The organism is Mucilaginibacter sabulilitoris (assembly GCF_034262375.1).
GTDB lineage: Bacteria > Bacteroidota > Bacteroidia > Sphingobacteriales > Sphingobacteriaceae > Mucilaginibacter > Mucilaginibacter sabulilitoris.
On sequence record NZ_CP139558.1, the window covers coordinates 5,163,474 to 5,188,011 of the forward strand.

Sequence of the window (24,538 nt, forward strand, 5' to 3'; positions counted from 1 at the left end):
ACTATGAAAAAATTATTTATTTATGCTGCGTTTACCACACTTTTACTTTCATGCAGCAGCAAGGATGACCCCAAGCCGCCTGTGGGCTCAACAGGCAAGTATGACTTCTCTGCCGTTGATAAATTTCTTATGGACCACCTTTCCGTTTATGGTAACCATGTAGCCATTCTGGTATCACAAAACGGTCAGGTAATTTATAAGCAGCAAATCAATCTGGCAATAAACAGCAATCTGCCTATCGCGTCGGCATCCAAATGGTTGTCGGCCAGTGTAATCATGAAATTGGTTGATGAGCACAAGCTATCACTGGATGATACCGTTGGTAAATACCTGCCTATTTTTACGCAAAACCATAAGGGAAACATCACCATCAGACAACTGTTTTCGCTCACTGCCGGATTTGAAGGAGAGATCGATGCCGATAATATTGCCAGTAAGCCCGAATATCACAAAGACTTTACCCTGGCCCAGGCGGTAGATTCTATAGCGGTTTACAGTCCGCTTATTAACCCTCCGGGTAAGGCTTTTAATTATTGTAGTACAAGTATGCAGATAGCCGGCAGAATAGCCGAGCTGGTTTCCGGCGAATCATGGCAAGCCTTATTTAATAAAAAGATAGCCGGCCCATGCCACATGACTGCGCAATACTTACAAATGAGCGCCCAAAACCCTTTAATAGCCGGTGGGGTTCATACTACTGCCCAGGATTATTTAAATTTTTTGCAAATGATTGTTAACAAAGGCCTTTACAATGGCACAAGGGTACTAAGCGAAGACGCCATTGCCACCATGGAACTGGACCAAACCCGGGGCGCGGAGATACAAACCACACCTTACGTCTCTAATGTTTATTCCCCGTTCCCTACTTCTCCTGTAAGATACGGCATTGGCAACTGGCGTGATGAGGTCGACAACTCCGGTAATGCCGTTGAAACCAGCAGCCCCGGCTTATTCGGTACCCACCCATGGCAGGATTCCAAACACCTGATTGCCGGTATAATTTTCACCCGTACCGAGCCCCGAAAAAGCGCTAACATAAGTCTCCAGATCAGGCAGATGATCAGAGATATTGTAGATAAAAGCAGTAATTAATTTATGCACGATACAGAAAAAAGGGATGCTATGGTATCCCTTTTTTTTGTTTAATCATATATAGCGGATAGATTTCCAAAATCAGTTATTATAATGGAACACATCAGTGCATATTTGAAAGATCCAAAACATGAATAGAAGCAAACCATAGCTAAGTATGAACTTATAGCGTTAATTGACACAGCGCGAGTATAATCTTCTATTACTAAAAAATACAGTTTACTGAATACCCCCCCCAAAAAAAAAATCAAAAAGGTAAAAATCAGTTCCAGGCACTTATCGCTTTTAAAAAATCTCGTTAACACAAAAGGCCATGATAACCATGGCCTTTGTTTTTTGACAACTTGTATTTAATTAATTATTGGATCGGTAGTCTTTTAATTTCTCTTTCATTTCTGCCTGCAATTGCTGGTATTCTTTAAACTGACTGGCGGTAAATACGGCCTTTAGTTCTTTTTCCTTGTCTTTTTGTATTGATTTCAGTTGTCTGAACTTTGACAGTTTACCGCCATCTCCCTTAATAACGGGATCAAGCTTTTGAGCGTATTTCAGGTTGATGCCCTGAACTTTCAGCATCTGTGTCGAATCGAGCTTGAGTTTGGCTTTCATCATATTGGTTTGCATTTGCGCTCGTTGCTCCGGGGTTTTATCTTTCAGACTTTGAGCCATATTTTGAGCGGAGGCCGATTGTATCATTAACATCATAAAGCAAAAGCTTACTAAAGCGGCGATCTTTGATTTTAGGGTCTTCATATATTACTGTTTTTGTTTGAATGATTTATTTGTCTTTATTGTTTAAACATACTGTCTATGGACGCACAATTACCACACGCCTTCTTGCCACCGGGCGTACAACTACCGCTCCTACTGCCGGGCGTACTACAACACGCCTTACCGGTGTTACCACTACGGCCGGCCGCCTGATTACAGTTACCCTGCGTACAGGTGTTCTTACTATTACACGGGTTTGAGCATTGGCTGATAATGCAGTGGTAAATGCCAGGGCGATGATGAACAGGATCTTTTTCATGATTCTTTTTTTATGTTTTTATAAATTTTGATTAACTGATATATAGACTATAATATATAGGGCGGGTTTCTACTCTTCCGGCGAAGCTTCCAAAACAGGGGTTGAATTATCTTTTAGCCTGGGCGAATTATCCGGTTTAAACCAATCAATAAATCCCTGCATAACCAGTTTAAAAGGATTGTAACTCAAAAAGCCAGTGGTTAAACCATAGTTTACCTTTTCGGTTTCGGGCTGGTAAGTACCAAATAGCCTGTCCCAGATAATAAAAACTCCTCCGAAATTCTTATCAATGTAAATGGGATTGCTACCATGATGAACACGGTGCGATGATGGCGTATTCAGTACCTTTTCTATCACCCCAAGTTTGTCAACCACCTCCGTATGCAGCAAAAACTGGTAAGCAAGGTTTAGCGTGTAGGAAATCGCTATAAAATTTATAGGCATGCCAAGAAGGGCTACAGGTATAAAAAACAAAGGGCTGATAATTGCCGAGAACCAGTTAAGCCTGTAAGAGGATGTTAGATTGATGTGCATACCCGAATGGTGAATAAGATGAAATGCCCATAAGGGCTTCCAATTGTGCGATATGCGGTGAAACCAGTAATAAATAAAATCGGCGGTAATAAAGGTGAGCAGGAATGACCAGCCGTTACGCGGCAGTTGCAAAGGAGATAAATGATCAAAAAAGCCGAGTATGGTTAACTGGTACCCGGCAAACAGGTATTTAGAAAGCTGGAACCCGGCGAAAATGGCCAGGTTGGTAAAAGTTTCCTTAACCTCGTATGAGCCTTTTTCCTTTTTCCAGCTCCAGATAATTTCTGCCGTAATTAACAGGAACAGCAATGCTAAAATATAAATGCGGTATGGACCTATGTGATGTTTCATTTTTCTTGTGTTTTTATTTAAGCATAAAATTCACGAAGAAAATAATCACATGGCCTCAATAATCAGGTGAGCCTGTAAAAGCAAAGGGTGAACTGTCATTACCCCTGCTCCGGCAATTCCAAATAGTATTATCTGGCGGTAACGCCGCCCCAGTCCTCGGGTGCCAGATCTTCTATAGATTGCGAAAACGTCCACATATGTCCGCCGAGATCTTTTACGGTATATTGTCTTTCGCCGTAAGGAAAATCGGCAGGCGCATGTATAATTTCGGCTCCGTTTCTTTTAGCATGGTCATAGTGTGCTGCAATATCATGAACACGTACCAGCAGAGAGTGTAATTGACGATCTGATCTGGCTTCCGATACCATCTGCCCTTCGTTAATGGCTATGGTATCATTACCAAAGCTCAATTGTGCCCGATGGTTACCTACCCGCCACCTTTCGTTAAAACCAAATGTATTGCATAGCCAATCAATTGTTTCGGCCACGTTAGCGTAAACCAGCACCGGGATAATGGTACAGGGCGGCATAGTACGATTAGCCGTATAAGTATTTGCTGAATTATCCATAACCTTATTCTATTAAAAGTTGATATTAATTTGTGTTAACAGCTCCGGATTACTTGTTCATCCAGTTTTTAAACTCCGGCACACGCGCCTTGCTTATCAATACGCGTTCAGCTGGTTCGGGTTTTATTTTAACAGCAAGGCGGCCATTAAAATAAAAATCCACTTCGGTAATAGCCTGCCGATTGATAATAAACTGCCTGTTGGCCCTGAAAAACTGCTGCATATCAATCTGCTGTTCCAGCATATCCATGGTAAACTCCATTACATATTGCTTATCGTCGATAGTGCGCGCATATACCACTTCGTTAGCGGTATAAAACCAGGCAATCTTAGCCGCTTCAACTGGAATGAGCTTTTCGCGATAATGTACCAGGAATGATTTTTTGTAGGGTTTGCTGATCTGGTTTATCTGTTCCAGCAGCAACTCTATCCTACCGGTATTGATATCCTTTTCTCCTAATGAAAACAAGTTTTTGAATTTAGTTAACGCGTTACCTATTTCCTGTTCATCAAAAGGTTTTAATACATAATCTATCCCGTTGTTTTTAAAGGCTTGTATGGCGTAGTCATTATAAGCGGTAACAAAAATTACCGGTTTGGTAATACTAACCGCTTTAAAAATATCAAATGATATACCATCGGCAAGGCGTATGTCCATAAATATCAGGTCGTATGTTCCGACATTAAGGTTAAACCATGTTATGCTTTCACTTACCGAATTAAGTATGGCGGTAATAGCTATATCTTCATCAATAAGCTGCAGCAGGTGCGCCAGGTTACGCGCGGTTACGGCTTCATCTTCAATGATTACAATACGGGGCGATTTCATGCTTTTAAAGGTAGTTTAACAATAAATAGATCGTCGTTTTTTTCAATTTCTATCTCCCGCTGCAGCATAATCTTAAATCGCTCATTCAGGTTTATCAGACCGAGGCCGTTGCTGCTTTCGGGTGTCGGAATTTCCCAAAGATTATTACTGATAACCAGGTAATCAAACATAATATATATTTCCACTCTTAAAGGTCTGGAAGTTGTAGCGGCATTATGTTTCACCGCATTTTCCAGCAGCGGCTGTAAGGATAAATGCGGGAGCTTATGGGATAAAAACGGCTCGGTTACCATTATATCCAACTGGAAAGCATTTTCGAGTCGCATAGTGATCAATTGTGCGAATGACCGCAGCATGGTTAATTCTTCCTCAACCGTCACCAGATTTATTTTTGACCGCACAAGGGCATATCTGAATACATTAGACAATTCGCGCACATACTTTTGCGCCAGGTTTGGGTTTTCCCTAATCACACCTGAAAGGCTGCTCAGGGAATTGAATAGGAAATGTGGGTTCATCTGATCCTTTAGCAATTCCAGTTCGGCGGTCATATAAGCATTTTTGAGCTGTTCATTTTCCACCTCCTTCTTTTTCCCTTCGCGCATTAAAAGTATGATATTGATCACGATGCCCACCAATATTGTACTGAGTATAAAACGCACAAAGTACCCGCTGCCCACTACTGCAGGCAAGGCTTTAAAGCCAAAACCAAGACGCTGTATAATACCGCCTGCTATCATACATAACAGTATAGCCATGGAGTTGTACAAAACATAAATGCTATACTTTTTTTGATCGCGGTAAGCAGAAAAGCGTCCCCTGCTGCTTAAATTTAGATAAAACATCAGGTAGCAAAAGGCAAAGTTATATAACAGCTGGAAGCTCCATTCGCCAAAATCAAAATGCCAGTAGTGCGCAATAATACTGTTTTCGCGCAGGGCAAGCAATTTTGCCGAATTCATCATCAATGAAATAAGCAGCGAGCTATACCAGCAAATACGTCTTTCGGTTTTATCCATCAGATAAAGTTAATTCAATATTTTTTCAATAATTGAATATTACCGGTGAAGCTGAAAAAACGGAAGGTGAATTTTAGTAAGAGGTTTTAGAAATGCGAAGAGACAAAAGCTCGGTTTTTATTTATTTAAAGAATAACATGTGGGTGATGATCTGCAATTAAGCGATTGATCTCTTGCGGTTAATAAGTACGGCTAAAAGAAAACCGGTAAAAACCATTGCCATACTAAACGGAAAAATATACAGCATACCAAAGTGACTGGCTACCCCTCCTACCAGCGGACCTGTAAGGCCGAGAGAAAGATCTAAAAACAAACCATAACCACCAAGGGCTGCCCCTTTGTTTGAACCAGGCACCAATTTTACAGCCTCTACACCCAAAGCAGGGAAAATAAGGGAAAACCCAAGCCCTGTTATCCCTGCCCCAACAAGAGCAATATGAGGTATATTTGCCAGCCAAAGCACCAATAAGCCCGCAGATTCCAAGGCAAGGCAAGCCATCGCTGTTTTCATTCCGCCATAGGTATCTATGGCATTGGCAAATAAAATACGACCGAGGATAAATAGTGTACTAAAAACAGATAAACACAAAACGGCATCTGTCCAGTTCAGGTAAGCATAATACAGGGTAATAAAGGTTGATATCGTACCAAATCCTAAACCTCCAAGGGTGAGACAAATGCCATAAGGCGTAACCGTTTTTAACACTTTGAGGAAAGATTCTCTCGGTGCTTTGCTATTACCCATAAGCGCTTCTTTGTATTTTGCGTAGCAAAAGCCTATTATTGCTGCAAACATAATTACCAAGCCTATACTGCTGATACCGTAATTATTACTAAGAATAATACCCACAGGTGCACCGATAGCCAACGCGCCATAACTGGCAATACCGTTATAAGAAATTGCCTTGCTGGTGTGCTGGTCGCCAACGGCAAAAATAGCCCAGTTAATCGGGCTTGCCCCTATCAAACCTTCGCCGAAACCGGTTACCAACCGGGTTATTATCAACAAACCTAAACTCAGCGCGACATTGGCTTTTAACCAATAAGCAGCGCATAAGAAAACACCGCTAAGGGCAAAACCAATCATGCCCATAATTACTGCGGGCTTAGGACCTTTTTTGTCGACTATGCCCCCGGCAAAGCCGCGAAAAAGAAAAGTAGTAAGATATTGCAGGCTGATCACTACGCCGGCCACCATGGTGCTATAACCCAATTGCTGATGGATAAACACGGGTAATACCCCAAGACTTAAACCGATGATAAAATAGCCTATAAAAGTAAAGGTAACAAACCCGGCTATGGTTAAGGTAATTTTTGATGAGGGAGTGCCGACGCTGGTTTCTGCTTGCATAATGGCGCAAAGATAAGCAGATGAATGCACGGCACATAGTGTAAAATTAACACTTTACTTTTTCCAAACAATTTAATGCTTTTTACAGGGCCGGATACATATCTCCGGCCCTGCCAATATTAATTTGTTTTTTGAGGTTTCCCTGTTTTAGCGGTTTTCCATTGCAGCGCGTAATAGGTTGTGCGCACGCTGGTGGTGTTTTTTATAGAATGTAAACTGTTGGCGGCCTGGTAAATGACAGATCCCGGACTAAGTTGTTTCCACTGCCCGGAAACGAGGGCTGTTGGGTTTCCTTCTTTTACAATCAATAACTCCTCATTGGGGTGTTGATGCGGCGCATGCGCCGAGTCTCCGGGGTTCAATGTAGTTACGTGGAGCTCAAACTGATCAAGTGTTTCTGTGGGCGAGTTAAAAACATCGCGACGCTCTCCCTTTGCGTTTGGTATCACTTTAATATCTTTCCAGTCGTAAGCGGCAGATGTTAATACTTGCTGGGTATTATGCATACGTGCCACAATTGCTAAAGGGATACACATTACCAGGGCGGTGATGGTTACGAGGGTCATGTCTCTTCTGGTCATAAATTTGGTTAATTTGATTTGTAATGATTATACGGATAGATATTATTTAGTTTTTTACGGGTACCAATAAAACAGCATCGGCAACAATGGCCCCGTCGGCACCATCATTGGTAACCTGTACATAAGCTTTTTTGCCCCGCGGCAGTGTACTGGTGCCCAATGATACCCATTCGCCAGAGGTTTGTCCAACCACTTCTATATCCTTTTTATAGATGGTTTTATTGGTGGTATTTTGTCCGTCGAATAGTTTTATATCAACAGCATTTGAACCATGCGGGAGTTTGGCATAATAAAAGTAAATATGATATTCGCCTGCTTTTTGCACCGCAGGGATAAATTTCACATCAGCTTTAGCAGATAAGGTATCTATCAAAAGCGATGGACCATACCCGCCAACAGTTTCCCGTACCCAGTTTCCTGTTTTCACTATTCCATGCGGGTCATCATTATCAACCAGAATTTCGGGTACACTATGGTCAGCCAGCGGATTATTTTTCAGTTCTGTTTGTAAGTGCTTAATGTCTACACCTTGCACAGTTGTTTTGCCGTTGATAGCCTGACAAGCGGCAACTGCAGCCGATTGTCCCAGCACCATAAAAACCGGCTCCATGCGGATAGACCCATAAGCCATATGACTGGCGGATAAACAAACAGGCACCAGCAGATTAGTACATTCCCTGCTCTTAGGCGTGATAGACCGGTATGCCACCGGGTAAGGATGAACATCATGGTACTGAACATCACCTTCATTTTTTACCATGCCGTTAACCACAATACGCTCGGCATTATGGGAGTCCATAGCATAGGCTGCCTTTGCCACTTCATCATTTACGACTTCTTTTCCCATACAATTGGCCTGCGTCATGATGTAGGTCCCTAACATGCGCCGGGCCTCGCGCACATAAAGTTGTGGTGTCCAATGGTTATTCTCTAAATACTCATCCTTTGGGTAACCCCATTCCTGCATTTGCTTACGCAGGTGTTCCGGCATACGCGGGTCATGCCCTATAAAATAAAGCAGGCCTTTGGTATAATCTTCGTGTTCTTTAATAATTTTAGCACGGGTGTTATAATCGCCATCAGGGTATGCATAGTTCATGCCGATCATATCGGTTGAAAAGGGCCCGTTATTATTGATGTCGGTTTTATGATTGGGCATCAGGTCCATTTTCAGGAACCCATTCAGGTCTTTTGACGGCTTTGCGGCAAGGTATCTTAACAAAAGTTCATAGCGGGTTGAATCATAATTTGCGGGCTTTGTAATAGCTATGCGATTGGACGGATCATTACTCAGGCATAATCTGAAATTATAGGATTGTATCCTTTTATCGCCTGTTCCGTTTTTAGCGAGCACATCCGGGCTGATGCCCCAAAGCAGGCCGCTCTCCGGTTTTCCGGGTATTTTATAAGGATCGATACCATCCGGAAACTGATGCTTATCTTTTAGCTGCACGCCATTCACTGTTTCATGATACACATCATTACCTTCGCGACCGGTTGTATAGCTCACCCCGGCCTTAGCCATCAGGTCGCCCTCATAGGTGCAGTCAATAAATTCTTTTGATTTGATAATCTTAGGTGCCGATGATTTCCTGGAAGAATTTTCCAGTTCGATGGCATCAATATGAGTGCTCGTTTTATTAACTTTTCTGAGCCTGCTGTTCAGTACTACCTGGAAACCACCTCTTTTAACATAACCGGCAAAAATGGCTTCGGCCACTTTGGGTTCAAACGTCCATTGTTCAAATTTACCATAGTGCTGACCAACGCGGCGGTAAAAATCGAGTGCCAGCCCGGTAACTACATATTTGTTGCCTATATCGGTAAACCCCAACCCTCCGGATGATAAGCCACCCAACCGGTTACCCGGTTCAATAAGCAATACCTTTTTACCCATTTTGGCCGCGGTGTAAGCGGCAATTACCCCCGCCGAAGTACCACCGTAAATACAAACATCAACTTGAGTAGGTTTAGGTTGGGCCCGCACAAAAACTGATATAAATAGCAGCGGGACCATTAGAAATTTTGAAATAACTGAGGCAGGATTCTCAAATTTATTTAAAAACATATTCTAAGTTTATTGGTAGCCTTGAAGGTACAATAATTGGGCTGGTTATGGCAAATGTTTAATGTAATGAATTAGTTGCATACCAGTATTTACGTTATTTTCGTAACAACCCGATGGTATTGTCACTCTAATAGACAACCTTACAAATTAAAACAATGAGCAAAAAAGAAACATTTTCAATTAACGGCGAGGCCCTGCTTGGAAAAATAAAATCACTGATTAATGAAGGCAATGTAAGCCGCATTACCATTACAGAGAAAAATGGTAAAGAGCTAATGAGCTTTCCGCTGACTGTTGGCTTAATTGGTGTTATACTGGCACCTATTTTTGCAGCTGTAGGTACATTGGCAGCTTTAGTTACAGAGTGTACCATTACTGTAGAAAGAACAGATGATGATACCACCAAAGACGTCCAGTCTTTTGATTAATATTTGCCGGGCTTAAAGTAATGCCACTTTTTAATGCTATTATTCCTGATCATTAAATTCAAAAGCCGGCATTCCTTTATACCCGCAATTTTTCCATACAAAGAGCGCGCCTGCTAACGGTTGATTTTTCAGGTCATCGTCAGACAGGTCTTTTTGGGCAGTAGTGATATATAAATCAATCAGATTTTCGCCGCCAAAGGTGCAGGAGGTTACATTGGCCACCGGCAATGGCAGCGAAAATAATTGTTTGCCCGTTAACGGGTTCCATCGGCTTACCTGCCAGCCGTTCCAGTGAGCAATCCAGAGCATACCTTCATCGTCTATGGTCATTCCATCGGGATAACCGTCTGTTTTGGGTATGGTTATAATTGTTCTTTTGCCGGTTATTTCTCCGCTTTTATTGTAGGTATAAGCTACCACTTCGGATGTTGGCGTATCTATATAGTAAAATGTTTGATGATCCGGGCTCCAGGCCATGCCGTTTGAAATAGTGACATTACTCATTTTACGGGTAACCGGTCGATTGTTCTCCAGCATATAAACGCTCCCGGCCTGGTGTTCTTCGGTAAGCGACATCGTGCCGATCCAAAACCTGCCATCAGGGTCGCATTTGCCGTCATTATACCTGTTTTGAGGTAAGTGAGCTTCGGGGTTTACGATCATATCAACCCCGCCGGTTTTCCTGTCAATTATTGCAAGTCCGCTTTTTTTTAGCGCAGCCAGTAAGTTTCCGCTTTTGCACAATGCAACAGCACCCACCATTTCGCCCAATGGTGCAATTTCATGCAGGCCTTGTGTTGTTTTGTATTGGTGAATTTCTCCGCTCAAAATATCAACCCAATACATAACGCCACGTTTGGCATCCCATACAGGGCCTTCGCCAAGTTTACACAGGTGGTTAACTGCAACATCAACTTTGTTCATGTTCAAATTTAACAAAACATGTTGTTTACGCCGAAGAGATAGCGCGCTTTGAAGATTAAAAGTAATAAGGTTCCTATAAAAATACCAATTAGACAATTTGTTGTTAAGATAAATTGTTAACTGTAACATGTTAGACTATAATTTATCTGATTATCATATCCAAAACTTTCAATTCGGTATTTAACGCTTTAAAAACAATCGTTACGATATGTCGCATTTAAAAATGTCACTGCTGATTCTTTTATTTTTCAATTATCTTCCAACTAAACAAGCCTGGGTGCTATCTACCGTTTTGGCAGCTTAGGTTTCAGATTTTTTATTCCAAAACCTTATTCAGTGTTTCCCAGGTTGTATAACTTACACTAAAAAGTTTCGTAGGCTTATCTGCTCACGTTCTTTTGAACGCAGCGCAAAGGTGATGATCCAGTTTGTTATTATCGTAAACAAAAGGATAAGCACAATAAGCAGAGAATTACCTAACCAATTCAATAAAAACATCATGCCTATACATATTAAATTGACAATCGACAAACAGATTGTTGCCTGCAGGTGGTTAAGTCCTAAGCGTAAAATACGGTGATGAATATGGTTCCTGTCGGGTTCAAACGGCGACTTGCCCCCTATAATCCTTAAAGTGAATACCCTGAGTGTGTCAAATACCGGGCCTATCAGTATAGCAAATGTTAATGCTGGCGCATTTGAAATAAATGGCATACCCGGGCCGGTAATTTTACTCACCTCCATAAACCGGATGGCCATTACAGCCGATACCAGACCAATAAGTAACGCGCCGGTATCGCCCATGAATATTTTGGCAGGGGTTAGATTGTACCTCAAGAACCCGGCTACGGCCCCGGCTATGGCAAAAGCGACCGCTGCAAGTTCATACCGTTTAAAATAAACGAATAGAAATGCAAAGGTGCAGTTTACAATTATACCTGTCACCGCCGCCAGGCCGTCTATCCCGTCGATCAGGTTAAAAGAATTTACGATAAGCATGATAACCAGTACAGACAGCAACGAACTTGGAATATAAGGAAGCTGATAAATGCCAAACACGCCATACATACTGGTTATCCGGATGTCGCCGAACAACACCAATATAGCTGCCGCTACAAACTGTATCATGAATTTAGTACTTGAATTTACACCGGAAAGATCATCCTTTAACCCCATTGTAAATAAAATAATGCATGAAATGAACAGATAACTAACGGGCAGGTCCTTATCAATTAAACTGAATAAAAGCATGGTGATGATAAAGCTTATAAATATGGCTACACCTCCTAAACGTGGTATACCATGATCATGCTGTTTCCGGAAATGACCTACATCATCATATAAGTGCCGTGCCCTGGCTACATGCAAAATGGACGGAATTGCCAGGGATGTGATCAGTATTGATATGATAATGATCAAAGCATGATAAACAAAGTGATAAGAATGTAAAAGTTCTGCCATAGAAACAGTTCAGCATTATTTCTGCATTTTTATACGTATGAAAAAAAAATAAGTTAATTTGAAATTAAATAAATTGTATAATTTTTTGGAGGGGTTTGAGCACCAAAGCCAGAAACGGCAATTTGATTTTATTTTCACGCATAGCTTTTAAATCAAATTTCCATGCTGATATTCTGTTTTTTAGGCTTCTGCTGCTTACGCCGCCCGTAAGCATTTTAACCATCACCCGGTTAAGATAAAAGGTTTTGATTTTATGAAAATGAATAAAACGAACAAGGAGCTCATAATCGGCGGCCGAACCATATCCCATTTTATAAGGACCGAATTTCTCAAATAAACTTCTCCGGCAATAAAACGTAGGATGAGGCGGCATAAACCCCAGGTTGAATGAATTTGCACCATGCTGACATGAACGCCATTTACGTAAAATTTTACCTTGTTTGTTTATAATATCCAGATCGCCATACAATGCATCGGTATTTTGCTGTTCAAATACTGTTGCTACCGACTGCAGGATATCCTGATCGGCAAAAAAATCATCAGCATTTAAGGTACCTACCACCTCGCCGGTGGTCTGGCTAATGCCTTTATTCATGGCATCGTATATCCCCTTGTCAGGTTCAGAAACTAAGACAGTAATATATGGCCGATATTGATTAATTATTTGCAATGTATTATCGGTAGAACCGCCATCAACAACAATATATTCCAGATCGGGATAATTTTGCCCGATAACTGATTCAATGCATTGCCTTATTGTATCCTGCGCGTTATAAACAACTGTAACCAGGGAAAGCTTCAAACTGTACAAATTATGAACATACACCTATATATCCACAAATTAATATAATTTTAAAATCAATGCCTAATTATAAATTATTTAACAGCATATATGCTTCATTCTGCTTCTATATCACAGCTTCCTGTACCTCTTATTAAAACAGCAAAATAAATTGAGACGGTTTGGTGAACATTGCAGCGCTTGTTTTGTTAGCATTGTGTTCACACAAAAAAAAACCAAATAATTGATGTTCATATCATTTTTAATATCATTGTTGTAATAAATTATTATGATTAGTTTGTATTTTGGGATAAAACAAGGGAATAAGGTTATTGTTAAACATGCATAAAACTGATCTGTCTGCTTACAATAATCATCCTTTTAATCCAGGTGGCACTGCTTTTAAAAGATTATTATGGTACTATGTAAATGCTTTGTTTTTCAAAACCAGCGTTATTCCGTCAAGCGCTTTTAAGGTGTTTTTATTGCGGGCGTTTGGCGCTAAGATTGGGAAAAACGTAACTATAAAACCTTGTGTAAATATAAAATATCCCTGGTTTGTAAGTATTGGCGACCAAAGCTGGATAGGCGAAAATGTATGGATAGACAGCCTGGTGATGATTAATATCGGGGCTCATGTGTGCCTGTCGCAAGGCGCTATATTGCTAACCGGAAGCCATAATTATAAAAAAACGAGCTTTGACCTACTTACTAAAGGTTTAATTTTGGAAGATGGTGTTTGGATAGGCGCCGGAGCCATTGTAAACCTTGGCACAATCGCGGCAAGCCATTCGGTGCTCACAAGTGGTTCCGTGGCTACAACAAACCTTGAACCTTACTCTGTTTACCAGGGTAATCCTGCTGTCAAGATCCGTGAACGTAATATCAGTTAACCATATTTATTAACTTCAACTATGTCACTACAAAAACCTCGTCCCCATCAAATTATACTTATCGCGTTGGGTATAATGGTAATTATATTGGGAACGATGATTTTCCTGTACCCAACAGCTATTTTCCCCGACTCCAGCTGGGGGTTCCAGGTTCTGCAGAAAATGCAGGCCGGCGGCGATTTTAATCTTGCAGTTAAACCCTCCCAATCTGATATCAGTAAAAGTTATACAGAGTTTTTAACATGGTGGTCGCCAGGGCAATATCTCGTCCCCTATGCTTTCATATTAATCTTTGGTATTAATATAGGTCAGGCATCAGCAATCACTATCACCATATTTACCCTGTTGGGCCTGGCCGGTTTTTATTCATTTTTTAAAAAGGCAGGCTTTACACCCATTATAGCTACCGTTAGTGTGGTAATAATTGCATGCCAGCAGGCATTTATTATTCCTTTTGTTTTTTATAATGGCGGTGAAGTTTTGATTTTTGGCACCATAGGATGGTTCCTTTATGGCCTTGTTGCTATTGATAAAGCCGACTGGAAGCTGGCTGTATTCCTGTTGCTTTCGGGGTGGGTAGGATTTTTTTGCAAATCATCCTTTTTATGGATGTACGCTGCGGGCTGCCTGTATTTGTGGATAAAGCTGTCATCAGGACAAGCCACTATTGTAAACTGGATAAAAAAAGGTTTATGGATAGGTATTCCGGCTATTATTTCGTTGGGGGTTATTTATATTTCCTACTTATCAAAGGGTGTAAATCCGGCATCGGGATCAACGGGCTTAAAACTAACCTTGGAAACTTTCAGCTTCCCCCTGGCTTCGCCTATATTATCAGGTTTTTCGGTAGACGACCTTATGGGTGGCCTGTTGTATCATTATGACGTAGGCATGCTCAATGCTTTCTGGTCGTTAATTGCGGTACTGCTGGCGGCCGTACTAAGTATTTTAATCATCACCCGTATTGCGCAGCGCGTGCCCGAAAAGAGGTACACCCTGCTGGTTACCGTTTTTTATTGTGTTTCGGTGGTGTTTTTTTTCTATAACTTTTTACGGCAGGTAAATATATCATACGAAGCAAGGCACATGCGCGTTATCGGGCTGTTAATAATACCCGGAATTGTATACTTGGTAAGCAAAAGCAATTTAACCCTTAAGGCGGCTTTTGCTATGATTTGCTTTATTATCGCTTTTTTCAGCGTCCGGTATTTTGTACCAAGCTACAAACAAAACATGGCTGATAATGCCCGCGGGACTACCGGGCTGGCCCAGATATTTGCCGATCAGGAATCATTAAATTACATCATGGATCTGGACAGGAAAAACACCAATGCCCTGTTTGTATTTATTAGCCCCGACCTTGGGCTGGAAATAAAGCATAACCGTATAGTTACCCTTGACCCTATCGACGATGATATAAGTATAGATTATGACGATTATGTGCATCGCGGCCATGCCGGGCCAATATTTATTTTCCTGCCGGCAAGTTACATGGGCCCAAAATCAAATATAGTACGCAAATGTTTCCCTGGCTATAAAGGTTTTCGAATGGAAATGCTAAGTAATGATTATGTGCTGTACTCAGCCAAATAAACGCAGCGTTATTATAGTAACTATTTAATTTCCATGAGCATAAAACCAAAGGTGGCTTTAGTATTATCAGGTGGCGGCGCCCGCGGAATGGCGCACATTGGGGTAATTGAGGAGCTGGAAAGACAGGGGTTTCAAATCAGTTCGCTTGCCGGCACATCAATGGGTGCACTGGTTGGTGGCGTGCATGCATTGGGCAAAATGGAAGTGTATAAGAACTGGTTATACACACTGGATAAAATAAAGATATTCAGGCTGATTGATTTGAATTTCAGGGGGCAGGGTTTGGTTAAGGGGGATAAATTGCTTCACAAAATGCGCGATCTGATTGCCGACAGGAACATTGAAGACCTGCCCATCCCCTACGCGGCTGTTGCCGCGGATATTATTAACAAAAAAGAGGTGGTGCTAACCACAGGCAGCGTGTTAGATGCCATCAGGGCATCAATAGCTATTCCTACCATTGTTACACCGGTAAAAACCAAAGATGGTTTGCTGGTTGACGGTGGTGTAATTAATAGTTTACCCATTGACCATGTGAGCAGGCTCCCCAACGACATATTGATTGTAGTAAATGTAAATGCCCCCATACCTAAAGATAAAAGGCAGGTAACAGCTTCAGCGGATAAAGCCAATGTACCTGTTTACAGAAAAAGGATAAAAGCAATTTATAAACAATTACCTAAGATTAAAGCGTTGCGCCGCGAAGAAAAATTCGGGTATTTTGATGTCATCAGCAAAACCCTTAGTTTAATGACCTATCATAACACCCAGTTAACCCTCGAAAAATATACGCCCGACATACTGATCAACATCTCGAGGGATAGTTGTGGCCTTTACGACTTTTACAGGGCCGAAGAGCTTGTAGAAACCGGAAAACGCGCGACTATAACTGCTCTGGATGCTTACAGGAACAAACTGGGTTAATTAAATGCGGCCCCCCCAATTATTACTTAAGCAGTATTTTCCGTACTGTTGAACGCCCCTGATCGGTAAAGTACAGGGTACTTTCATCCTTTGAAAGGGCCAGCTTATAAGCAATAACATCGGCCTTTGCCCCTACGCCATCACCCTGCGCATTCTTATTATTTAGATTACGGCCTGCCAGAAAAGAAAGCTTACCATTAAATATGCTTTCTATTTTTCCCCGGTTAACAATGTATAGGGTCCTGGTATCCCTTGTAGCGATAAGACTGCTAACATCCATTAAATCAAGATCGCGGTAAATAAGTGTGAATACTCCTGATGGTGTGAGCTTGTAAATATGTTTGTTGCCGACAACCATAAATTTAACACCATTATATGCGCAATAAATTACGACAAAGGCTGGCAGCATTTTATCGTCCCCGATTAATGAATCCACCGGTGGGGTGTAGGTATTGGTACCCATACGAAAGCGGACAACCTCAAAATCCTCCAAAATTGCTTCGTGCACGGTATTATCTTCTTTAAGGCGCCGGTCGCCGCTTAGTTTTAAAAATTTACCATAGGGGTCAAACTGAAGGTCAAGGTAATGATAACTGAAACTGGTACTTTTAATTAACGGCGTAACAACCTGACCGTTAGGGCTAACTATCCAGAATGGATGTGTTGTAACATCGGTATAAGCAACATCTGCCAGTATATTGAGTGTCCCGTCCGGCGATACCACAATCTGGTCGGGAAATTTAAGCGATTGGCCAGTGGCACTATTAGGGATGGCCACGGTAGATACCACGTTGGATGTTGATATTTTACGGATGCTATTGTTCAGTCTATCGGTAATGAAAATGGTACCATCCTCGGTAATTTTAATGTCGCCCGGAGTTTCGAACCGGGCCTTAGAGCCCTGCCCATCAACATTGCCCTGCTGGTGGGACATACCGGCAATAGTTACAACCGTTAAAGGCGCATAAGGTACTTTATTGGCATTTAACAGCAAGCTCTTATTTGCATCGGCAACGGTATCATTCAGGGTTGGTTCTTCATTTTTTTTACATGCAATAATCATCAACAGTATACCTGTAAGCATAATTGGATAAAAATACTTTTTCATGGCAATTGATTTTTAGATAAGTCACTGCAATATAATCACTTAGATAACAGTATTCTTATACAATTTCAGCACGATTTGATGGCAAAATTGTACATGGTTTTCAATTGCCATGTTATTTATTATTTGATGCCGTAGAAAGGTTTAATGTTACCTCTTCGGTGATCTTGGGCGCGCGGTTCCAGAAAACGGATAAAATTAAAGATGTTCACAATTTTGGGTGACCTTTGATTTGTATCCTTTTCAATTTTGCTGCTTTTTTTGTTAAAAGAAGCCAAAAGCACGCGCATAACATACAAAAACAAGCAAAAAATGCTTGTTTTTGCATCATATTTATCATTAAAAGATCATTTAATATTTAATAACCGTTACACTAACCGGCCCCAGCAACCCGGATGATTCCAGCAAATTTTCCGGCCGGAAGCGATTGTTAGCAAGCCAGGTTTTCCGTTCACTTAACGGTAGTTTACTGTCTCCAATTAACCTATTAACCCAGGTATTTACGACCCTGATTTCCAATGAGTTTTCACCATTTTTTAAAGCTTTGGTGATATCTACTTTATATGGTGCAGTCCAAGCCCCGCCAACATCAACGCCATTGACGGTAACTTTAGCAATTGCCCTCACCATACCCAGGTTTAAGAAAACATGTTCACCATTTTTAACCGCAGACAAGTTAAATACATTATGATAAACAGCTGATCCTGAGTAATAACGAATACTATCATTAGGGTTAACAGACCAGTCCGTAAGGGTATTAAAAACAACCGGTTTGGCAGGGCCGCGCATTTTTGTATCAAAGCTCACTAACCAGGGTTTCACAATATTAACCGATTGTGATGGTAAAGGATAGTTAATTTTAGCATTATCACCATTTTTCGCGTCTGTATTGTTTCTGAATATGATAAATGCACTCTCCAAAGCCGCCAGTTCAAGGGGAACCATAGTGGCAGAGTCATTTTGCGTATATGAAGGAAGATTGCGTCTTTCGCCTGTTACAGCATCCCATAACTCAGGACTTTTGCCTGTGATGCGGAATTGCGGAGTGATTTCAACTGTTTTATTCTTTTGATTTGAAATAAAATACACAGATCCCTCATTTAAAGTACGATGAATAAACAACACCGAATCGCTTTGCGTTATTTTGCAATCAGGTTTTACCTTAACAAGGTTCAATACTTCCTGAGGCCCCATACCACTGATAACCATACCTTTACCTACCCTATTGACGATAACGGAAGATCCATCAATGTGTCCCCATAGTTCGTTTGCAAGATCCTGAACTTGTTTATCGGCCGAAGGATAGTTTTGTAAGCTGGGAGACGATAACGGTTTCGGCCCTAAAACCACCGCCCCCTCATTTACCAGCTCTTTAATCTTAAGCAAAAGCTCAGGCCTGATGGTTTTGAGTTGGGGCAAAACAAGAATTTTATAGTTCATTCCATCTGGCAGCCACATCCGACCTTGCTTTACGGTCATCCTTGTTTTAATCACTTCTGCATTTATATAATCAAACGAATATCCCTGCGGTAATTGTGGGTCCTGCACACCGGTCATTTTGGGAGCATCTTCACTGATAAAATAGGCTACATCTGCAACATACTTGCCTTGTTGCAGCATCATATTGCATCGTTTAATATATTTTATAAATATATCCATATCATAAAACCACGTGTTTAACCGGTTAAATTCAGTTCCAAAGAAAGCATTCACTCCCGGCGCCTTATCCTCATAAGGCTGATGGATATAAACATGCAACAAGCTGTTATTAATGCCTTCGGTAAAAAAACGATCAGCGCGCTGTTTCATCAAGGCAGGATACCGCGAAAATGGTGCGCCGGCACAGGTAAAAGACTCGGCAGATACCCTGGTTTTACCGTAGATATGCGCACTTGATGAAGCTGCACGGTTCTCGATATTACCTAAATCCCCTTCACTCCAAAACTCTCCCCCAATTTCATCTGATTGCCCCCCGTATTGCAGAAACTCCCCGGGAAATCCCCAGTGCCCATAATTTTCAAGCCAGGTAGTAAGCCCATTTTGATGGCTGATCTCTCTTAAACCGGCAACGTATTCGTAGGCAACGTTATCAGCTATAAAACGCCGCAGATCCCACAAAAAGCGATCACATTTGTCGGCACTACCAACCACTTTACCTTGTAATGCAGGAATATAAGGCGTGGGGTCGTAACCGTAGTTTTTTTGAAATTTACTTATAAAGTCGTCACTCCAGTTTTGCCCTCCGGTTTCATAACTGTCTTCAACAGTTACTTTCCAGGTTTTACGGTCCTCGGCAGGTATACGTTTGATAATTTCACCCAAGAAAGCATTAAAATGAGCTTTGATATGTTCTTTGCTCATTTTATCGGTCTCCAGTCCTGTACCTTCTGCTGACGCGGGTCCATTATGCACTTTGGTGGGTGTCATTCCGCAACGCTCTATTATCCAGTCACCGGCAGGCACGGTCCAATTCAATGTACCATCGGTAGTCAGGTAAGATGATATATCTAAAACCTTTGCAGGATCAATTACATATTTATTATCGTCGACCACTGGCTGCGCTGCCCATTGGTAGGCATCCCAATATGGAAAAGGTGTTTGCCACATTTTTGCCAGCGACTTTTCAATATAATCTTCCACCACAGGGGTGGCCGAAAGTTTCAACTCGGCTATTCCGCTATTTAGTGATGTTTTAGTAAATATGATCCGGAATTTTTTTGATGTACTTGCCGGCAAAGCAATAGCAGCAGGCCCATAAGGTGAAAAACCCACATTCAATTCACTATTACTCCGGTCTACAATAAAATGCTTTATGGTAGTATATGCACCATTTTCCAAAACCTGGATATCGCCCTCCAAATTCATAGCTGAATGTATGGGTACTATAGTTAAGCTACGGACTGTATATGGTTGCGATGAGTTTATATTAATGGTAAATTGTTTCCCGTTTTGAAATTTAAGGCTGGTAGTATCATTGTTATCGAAAACTTTATTAAGATTATTGATAACGGGTGTTGAGTTGATTTGTGGTTTTAAACTAATGATATTACTATCAAAATCCTTATTCACAGGATACGCTATAACTTTAACATCCTGAAAATTCTTTTCGGGTTGTACCAATTTTTTATGGAGTTTAATTGGCCCCTTTACTGAAATCTCTGATGAGGTAAGGTATCGCATGGCCTGTTCTGGTTTCACCCACGGACCACCAGACTGGCTCCAGCCTGGACTATTAAAAATACCTATTTGAATATTCAGTTCAGCAGCTTTCTTAAGCGCCGTATGCAATATATCCCACCATTCATCGCTAAATATTTTCACCTTGCCCGCCGGTACGTCATCCTGCCATATATTACCTATAAAAGCCCGGTTAATACCTACCTTTTTCATGGATTCCAGGTCACGGATTACGCCTTCTTTTGAGATGTTATCAGATATCCAATACCAATAAACACTGGTTTGAATAGAATCCGGCGCCTTTACAAAATTGTCTTCAAGCGCCTGCATTGGCATCGGTTTTTCTTCGGCCTTTGCTATTTGCTTTTTAACTGTACACGCATACAATAATATCCCACATAATAAAACCAGAACTAATGGTAATTTAACTTTAATAAACTGTTTTTGACCCATAAAAAGATTGTAATGATTAGGTTTTTGTGTGTTATTATAACCGGTTAAATTAAAAATATTTGTTCGTTTTTATCCATCACAAATATCAAAAGTCGCTTTGTTGTATAGTAACGGGACCAATCAGCCCAGATTTGAGTAAAGGTGAATCTTTGGTATAAAACTTATACGTTGAAAATGTGAACCTGTGGCTGGTACGAGGTAACCCTTTAGTTAGCCAATCTGGCCATTTACCATTGTTTATACCATCATCCGGAAAGTTTTCATCACCGATGAGCCTGTTTGGCCACAAATTCACCACTTCTATTTCCAGATGATTCTGCTTTTCCAGCACTGCGTTAGTGATATCAACCCTGAAAGGGGCCGTCCACGTTACACCCAGATTTTTACCATTCAATATTACCCTGCCCATATTCTTTATTTCGCCAAGATCAAGGTAAAGCCTCTGATTCTCTTTAGAGCTGAGATTCCGTGGCAAATCAAATATTTTATGGTAAACAGCTGTGCCCGAATAGTATTTAATACCTTCTTCTGTTCTTTGTGTCCAATCTTTTAGTTCATTGAAAACTATATTTGGGGGGCCACCCCATTTGGGATCAAACGAAACTAGCCACGGACCCGCGAGTGTTTTAACTACCTTGTTTATGGAGAAATTTTTATTGGTTGATGATACAGGCAGCACATTATTCACAAAGCACACAAAATAGCTTTGATACGCATCAAATTTTAAGGGCAACGTAGTAAGCTGACCTTTTACCACACATTCTGGCAGCGCTCTGCTTTCGCCTGTAATTGGATCCCAAAGTTGCGCATGGCCTTTAACGCTCCTGAACGAAACATCAGTTTGCACAACCTGATCTGTACGGTTTGATACAAAATAAATATCCATATCATCGGTATAGCGATGTGTATATCTCAGCTGTCCGTCGGCTGTAAAATCCTGCTCAACGTTCATGGATTTTAATATTTGTGCTGTAAGATCATACTCAGGATATAGATCATTAATTTGTGTATCAAGGCTTCCTCCCCATATGATTTTCCCTTTGCCATAAGTATGCGTGATTTGCTCAGAGGGTTCCTGCAAGGTTCCCCAAAGCGATCTGGATATTGTACGCACCTGCTCGTCGCATGAAGGATAACCAGATAATCCAGGTGATTTTAACGGTGGAGCACCCACTACTACCGCCCCGTCATTCACCAATGAGGTTATTTTTTGCAGTAAAGCCGGGGTCATTGTTTTAATAGCCGGTAACACCAGTAATCTATAACTCGAACCTCCCGGAAATACTATCTTTTTATTTTTCACTATAGCTTTGTATAACTGCCCGGGAGAGCAGCCGTCAAAGTTATATCCTTTCCTATCGGGCAATACTAAATCACCGTCCATAGCAGATGATGGCGGACGAAACACGTGAGGTGATCCTTCGGGCGATAAATATAAAATATCGGCTACAGCCTGTCCCTGCTGCAAAATATATTGGCAGCGCGATATATAATCGTGGTAGCCTCCAACCATCGGCCACCAAGTTTGGTTTCTGTCCCAATGTACTCCATACGGCCCCATGGTTGCGCCTGGGCGTAAAGAATCGGCCAGAAACTGGTTTTGAAAAGTATGGTATACAAAACGATTAATGCCGGTAGCAAAAGCCCAGTCACCTTGATTTTTCATAGCACCCGGATATTGTTTCCAGCCCTCATTATCCTGCGCGGTAAATGCTTCAGCTGGTACTAATGATTTGCCATTCACATGCCCTATTGAGGTAGCCTCAATACAACTGAATGATGAATTAAAGCCAAGCCCTTTGTTCCAAAACTCAGCCATAGGTACATCCGCCACAGAACCAAGCTCCAGATCGGCGGTCGGGTTCATATCGTAGGGTTCGATAGATAGCTCCAGACCGAATTTATGCGCGTATTTTTTTACCTGTCCGGCATGATTTTCCAATACCAGTTCCTGGGCGGTTTGACGCAGGTCCCATAAAAAGCGTTCGCTTATTTCTTCGCTTTCAACAACATTCCCGGCATAAACAGGATAATAGGGCAATGGATCATACCCTCTCCGTTTTTTAAATTCTTCACGAAAATGGGGTGTCCAGTTCTGTGCTCCCATTTCCCAACTATCCATGTGTAACCTTTTTAAACCTCCCGCCTCTCCTACATCTGGTCTGCCAGTTTTATTTACCAATTTGCCTACGTAATTATCCAAATGGGCATTCAGGGCCACGGTATCAAACTTATCCGCTTCAAAACCCAAACCTGGCACAGGCGCCGGGCGGGTTATAGCGCCATTGTTTCGGCGGCCAAAACGTATGATAGTCCAGTTTCCTTTCGGGGCCGTCCAGTTCAGCGTACCATCTGCCCGTAATTTATCAGTAAGATCAATGATTTTACTTTTATCAATCGCCGCGTTCTTAGGCATATCTTTATATTCGGCAACCGTTGGCAGATACTGCTTCACTCCTTTTACAGAAGAATAAGGCGCACGGTAATACAGGGCCTTTTCATCAATATCTGTTATTTTTGAAGAAGGCAAAGATGGCGTTGGATAAGCAAGTACCGCTACATCTTCATAAAAATCATCCCATTGCTTTTTCAGCTCAGGAGTAAACGCTCCCTCCCCAAAATATGGTGGTTTGGGTGCCGGTATAGGCAAGTTGATTGCTCGTTTCCCTCCCCCGGCTATGTTTACTGTACTACTTACTAAATGCTGCATCGACTGCTCAATTGGTACCCATGGCCCACCACTACCTGTCCATCCGGGCCCGATACCTAATGTTATTTCAATGCCTAAACGTTTCGATTCTTTTACCGCGTGAGCAAATAATTCCTGCCATTCGTCACTTAAAAATTCCACCTTCCCACGTGGAATACCCACGTTTACTTCCAAAAATACGAGGTTACCGATGCCAGCTTTTTTCATGGCCTCCAGGTCTTCTGATATAGACCGGGCTGACATATTTCCATCCATAAAATACCAGTAAACACCAGGTTTAGCAGAATCTGGCGGATGAAGAAACCCTTGTTTAAGCTTACTTATCTGGGCATTAACTGCATTCAGATAACAAGAACCTAAAACAAGAACTGATATAAAAACTCTATGCATTATTAAATATCATTAAGAAAGAATTCAATTTATCGGGATTGGTGGTTTATACATCAAAAGTATGATATGGATTTTTTGCTGCTATAGCCTGGTAAACTTTTTTTTTATACTTTTTGACATATTGGATGATATGTTGTAAAAAAAACGCTCTCATACGCAGCCCTTTACTATTTTTAGAAACCTGTGTTCAAACTATTTGAACCAGAGCGGGCTTGAAACCGTACAATTGTAAACATAGGATGAGCACTTATAATTTAATGTTTTTTTGAAATCAA

The 24,538-nt window shown here is 41.4% G+C and carries 20 protein-coding genes; 5 read left to right on the forward strand and 15 right to left on the reverse strand.

All coding sequences use genetic code 11. The annotated features are described in order from the left end of the window. The first annotated feature begins 3 nt into the window (after nucleotides 1-3). A complete protein-coding gene (locus SNE25_RS22230; protein WP_321561207.1) occupies nucleotides 4-1,092 on the forward strand; it encodes a serine hydrolase domain-containing protein in 1,089 nt (362 codons plus the stop codon). A 354-nt stretch (nucleotides 1,093-1,446) separates the two neighbouring features. Here SNE25_RS22230 and SNE25_RS22235 read toward each other — a convergent pair whose 3' ends face one another. The 9 genes from SNE25_RS22235 to SNE25_RS22275 all read right to left on the reverse strand — a co-directional run bounded on the left by SNE25_RS22235 (nucleotide 1,447) and on the right by SNE25_RS22275 (nucleotide 9,424). Further along, nucleotides 1,447-1,845: a hypothetical protein gene (locus tag SNE25_RS22235; protein WP_321561208.1), complete on the reverse strand. Its 399-nt coding sequence runs from the start codon at nucleotides 1,843-1,845 to the stop codon at nucleotides 1,447-1,449. Nucleotides 1,846-1,900: 55 nt separating this feature from the next. Then, nucleotides 1,901-2,122 carry a hypothetical protein gene (locus tag SNE25_RS22240; RefSeq protein ID WP_321561209.1) on the reverse strand — a complete coding sequence of 74 codons (222 nt, stop codon included), beginning with the start codon at nucleotides 2,120-2,122 and terminating at the stop codon, nucleotides 1,901-1,903. A gap of 69 nt (nucleotides 2,123-2,191) precedes the next feature. Further along, nucleotides 2,192-3,007, reverse strand: a complete 816-nt coding sequence (locus tag SNE25_RS22245; RefSeq protein ID WP_321561210.1) for a sterol desaturase family protein — start codon at nucleotides 3,005-3,007, stop codon at nucleotides 2,192-2,194. A gap of 128 nt (nucleotides 3,008-3,135) precedes the next feature. Then, nucleotides 3,136-3,576 carry a VOC family protein gene (locus SNE25_RS22250; protein ID WP_321561211.1) on the reverse strand — a complete coding sequence of 147 codons (441 nt, stop codon included), beginning with the start codon at nucleotides 3,574-3,576 and terminating at the stop codon, nucleotides 3,136-3,138. A 49-nt stretch (nucleotides 3,577-3,625) separates the two neighbouring features. Then, the gene (locus SNE25_RS22255; RefSeq protein ID WP_321561212.1) at nucleotides 3,626-4,405 is read right to left on the reverse strand and encodes a LytR/AlgR family response regulator transcription factor; all 780 of its coding nucleotides are present in this window, start codon (nucleotides 4,403-4,405) and stop codon (nucleotides 3,626-3,628) included. After that, a complete protein-coding gene (locus SNE25_RS22260; RefSeq protein WP_321561213.1) occupies nucleotides 4,402-5,424 on the reverse strand; it encodes a sensor histidine kinase in 1,023 nt (340 codons plus the stop codon). Before SNE25_RS22260 ends, SNE25_RS22255 begins: the two co-directional genes overlap by 4 nt. Before the next feature lie 157 nt (nucleotides 5,425-5,581). Further along, nucleotides 5,582-6,775, reverse strand: coding sequence for an MFS transporter (locus SNE25_RS22265; RefSeq protein WP_321561214.1), 1,194 nt, complete (start codon nucleotides 6,773-6,775; stop codon nucleotides 5,582-5,584). A gap of 119 nt (nucleotides 6,776-6,894) precedes the next feature. After that, the gene (locus SNE25_RS22270; protein ID WP_321561215.1) at nucleotides 6,895-7,356 is read right to left on the reverse strand and encodes a cupin domain-containing protein; all 462 of its coding nucleotides are present in this window, start codon (nucleotides 7,354-7,356) and stop codon (nucleotides 6,895-6,897) included. Nucleotides 7,357-7,402: 46 nt separating this feature from the next. After that, nucleotides 7,403-9,424, reverse strand: a complete 2,022-nt coding sequence (locus tag SNE25_RS22275; RefSeq protein ID WP_321561216.1) for an FAD-dependent oxidoreductase — start codon at nucleotides 9,422-9,424, stop codon at nucleotides 7,403-7,405. A 155-nt stretch (nucleotides 9,425-9,579) separates the two neighbouring features. Here SNE25_RS22275 and SNE25_RS22280 point away from each other — a divergent pair, with 155 nt between their 5' ends. Continuing rightward, the gene (locus SNE25_RS22280; RefSeq protein ID WP_321561217.1) at nucleotides 9,580-9,852 is read left to right on the forward strand and encodes a DUF4342 domain-containing protein; all 273 of its coding nucleotides are present in this window, start codon (nucleotides 9,580-9,582) and stop codon (nucleotides 9,850-9,852) included. Between the two features lie 39 nt (nucleotides 9,853-9,891). Here the strand turns inward: SNE25_RS22280 and SNE25_RS22285 are convergent, their stop codons facing one another. The 3 genes from SNE25_RS22285 to SNE25_RS22295 all read right to left on the reverse strand — a co-directional run bounded on the left by SNE25_RS22285 (nucleotide 9,892) and on the right by SNE25_RS22295 (nucleotide 13,039). Then, a complete protein-coding gene (locus tag SNE25_RS22285) occupies nucleotides 9,892-10,776 on the reverse strand; it encodes an SMP-30/gluconolactonase/LRE family protein (RefSeq protein WP_321561218.1) in 885 nt (294 codons plus the stop codon). A gap of 357 nt (nucleotides 10,777-11,133) precedes the next feature. Further along, nucleotides 11,134-12,237, reverse strand: a complete 1,104-nt coding sequence (locus tag SNE25_RS22290) for an MraY family glycosyltransferase (protein WP_321561219.1) — start codon at nucleotides 12,235-12,237, stop codon at nucleotides 11,134-11,136. A 64-nt stretch (nucleotides 12,238-12,301) separates the two neighbouring features. Further along, nucleotides 12,302-13,039: a glycosyltransferase family 2 protein gene (locus SNE25_RS22295; RefSeq protein ID WP_321561220.1), complete on the reverse strand. Its 738-nt coding sequence runs from the start codon at nucleotides 13,037-13,039 to the stop codon at nucleotides 12,302-12,304. A gap of 320 nt (nucleotides 13,040-13,359) precedes the next feature. On the opposite strand from SNE25_RS22295, the gene SNE25_RS22300 reads away from it, so the two are divergent. Genes SNE25_RS22300 through SNE25_RS22310 form a run of 3 tightly spaced genes read left to right on the forward strand, consistent with a single transcriptional unit; the run spans nucleotide 13,360 to nucleotide 16,428 of the window. Continuing rightward, nucleotides 13,360-13,911: a WcaF family extracellular polysaccharide biosynthesis acetyltransferase gene (locus SNE25_RS22300; RefSeq protein ID WP_321561221.1), complete on the forward strand. Its 552-nt coding sequence runs from the start codon at nucleotides 13,360-13,362 to the stop codon at nucleotides 13,909-13,911. Nucleotides 13,912-13,932: 21 nt separating this feature from the next. Further along, nucleotides 13,933-15,504, forward strand: a complete 1,572-nt coding sequence (locus SNE25_RS22305; RefSeq protein WP_321561222.1) for a hypothetical protein — start codon at nucleotides 13,933-13,935, stop codon at nucleotides 15,502-15,504. A gap of 33 nt (nucleotides 15,505-15,537) precedes the next feature. Continuing rightward, nucleotides 15,538-16,428: a patatin-like phospholipase family protein gene (locus SNE25_RS22310; protein WP_321561223.1), complete on the forward strand. Its 891-nt coding sequence runs from the start codon at nucleotides 15,538-15,540 to the stop codon at nucleotides 16,426-16,428. Nucleotides 16,429-16,450: 22 nt separating this feature from the next. On the opposite strand, the gene SNE25_RS22315 is transcribed toward SNE25_RS22310, so the two are convergent. The 3 genes from SNE25_RS22315 to SNE25_RS22325 form a co-directional block, all read right to left on the reverse strand. After that, entirely contained in the window at nucleotides 16,451-17,536 is a 1,086-nt protein-coding gene (locus SNE25_RS22315) for an NHL repeat-containing protein (protein WP_321561224.1), read from the reverse strand. A 348-nt stretch (nucleotides 17,537-17,884) separates the two neighbouring features. Continuing rightward, nucleotides 17,885-21,163, reverse strand: coding sequence for a glycosyl hydrolase (locus SNE25_RS22320; protein WP_321561225.1), 3,279 nt, complete (start codon nucleotides 21,161-21,163; stop codon nucleotides 17,885-17,887). Between the two features lie 85 nt (nucleotides 21,164-21,248). Beyond that, complete coding sequence (locus SNE25_RS22325) at nucleotides 21,249-24,263, reverse strand: glycosyl hydrolase (protein WP_321561226.1); 3,015 nt, start codon at nucleotides 24,261-24,263, stop codon at nucleotides 21,249-21,251. Between the last annotated feature and the right edge of the window lie 275 nt (nucleotides 24,264-24,538).

Bases quoted from the DNA above. Each gene is read 5' to 3' on its own strand.
- SNE25_RS22230 (WP_321561207.1), top strand. From the start codon at position 4: ATGAAAAAATTATTTATTTATGCTGCGTTTACCACACTTTTACTTTCA.
- SNE25_RS22235 (WP_321561208.1), bottom strand. From the start codon at position 1,845: ATGAAGACCCTAAAATCAAAGATCGCCGCTTTAGTAAGCTTTTGCTTT.
- SNE25_RS22240 (WP_321561209.1), bottom strand. From the start codon at position 2,122: ATGAAAAAGATCCTGTTCATCATCGCCCTGGCATTTACCACTGCATTA.
- SNE25_RS22245 (WP_321561210.1), bottom strand. From the start codon at position 3,007: ATGAAACATCACATAGGTCCATACCGCATTTATATTTTAGCATTGCTG.
- SNE25_RS22250 (WP_321561211.1), bottom strand. From the start codon at position 3,576: ATGGATAATTCAGCAAATACTTATACGGCTAATCGTACTATGCCGCCC.
- SNE25_RS22255 (WP_321561212.1), bottom strand. From the start codon at position 4,405: ATGAAATCGCCCCGTATTGTAATCATTGAAGATGAAGCCGTAACCGCG.
- SNE25_RS22260 (WP_321561213.1), bottom strand. From the start codon at position 5,424: ATGGATAAAACCGAAAGACGTATTTGCTGGTATAGCTCGCTGCTTATT.
- SNE25_RS22265 (WP_321561214.1), bottom strand. From the start codon at position 6,775: ATGCAAGCAGAAACCAGCGTCGGCACTCCCTCATCAAAAATTACCTTA.
- SNE25_RS22270 (WP_321561215.1), bottom strand. From the start codon at position 7,356: ATGACCAGAAGAGACATGACCCTCGTAACCATCACCGCCCTGGTAATG.
- SNE25_RS22275 (WP_321561216.1), bottom strand. From the start codon at position 9,424: ATGTTTTTAAATAAATTTGAGAATCCTGCCTCAGTTATTTCAAAATTT.
- SNE25_RS22280 (WP_321561217.1), top strand. From the start codon at position 9,580: ATGAGCAAAAAAGAAACATTTTCAATTAACGGCGAGGCCCTGCTTGGA.
- SNE25_RS22285 (WP_321561218.1), bottom strand. From the start codon at position 10,776: ATGAACAAAGTTGATGTTGCAGTTAACCACCTGTGTAAACTTGGCGAA.
- SNE25_RS22290 (WP_321561219.1), bottom strand. From the start codon at position 12,237: ATGGCAGAACTTTTACATTCTTATCACTTTGTTTATCATGCTTTGATC.
- SNE25_RS22300 (WP_321561221.1), top strand. From the start codon at position 13,360: ATGCATAAAACTGATCTGTCTGCTTACAATAATCATCCTTTTAATCCA.
- SNE25_RS22305 (WP_321561222.1), top strand. From the start codon at position 13,933: ATGTCACTACAAAAACCTCGTCCCCATCAAATTATACTTATCGCGTTG.
- SNE25_RS22310 (WP_321561223.1), top strand. From the start codon at position 15,538: ATGAGCATAAAACCAAAGGTGGCTTTAGTATTATCAGGTGGCGGCGCC.
- SNE25_RS22315 (WP_321561224.1), bottom strand. From the start codon at position 17,536: ATGAAAAAGTATTTTTATCCAATTATGCTTACAGGTATACTGTTGATG.
- SNE25_RS22320 (WP_321561225.1), bottom strand. From the start codon at position 21,163: ATGGGTCAAAAACAGTTTATTAAAGTTAAATTACCATTAGTTCTGGTT.
- SNE25_RS22325 (WP_321561226.1), bottom strand. From the start codon at position 24,263: ATGCATAGAGTTTTTATATCAGTTCTTGTTTTAGGTTCTTGTTATCTG.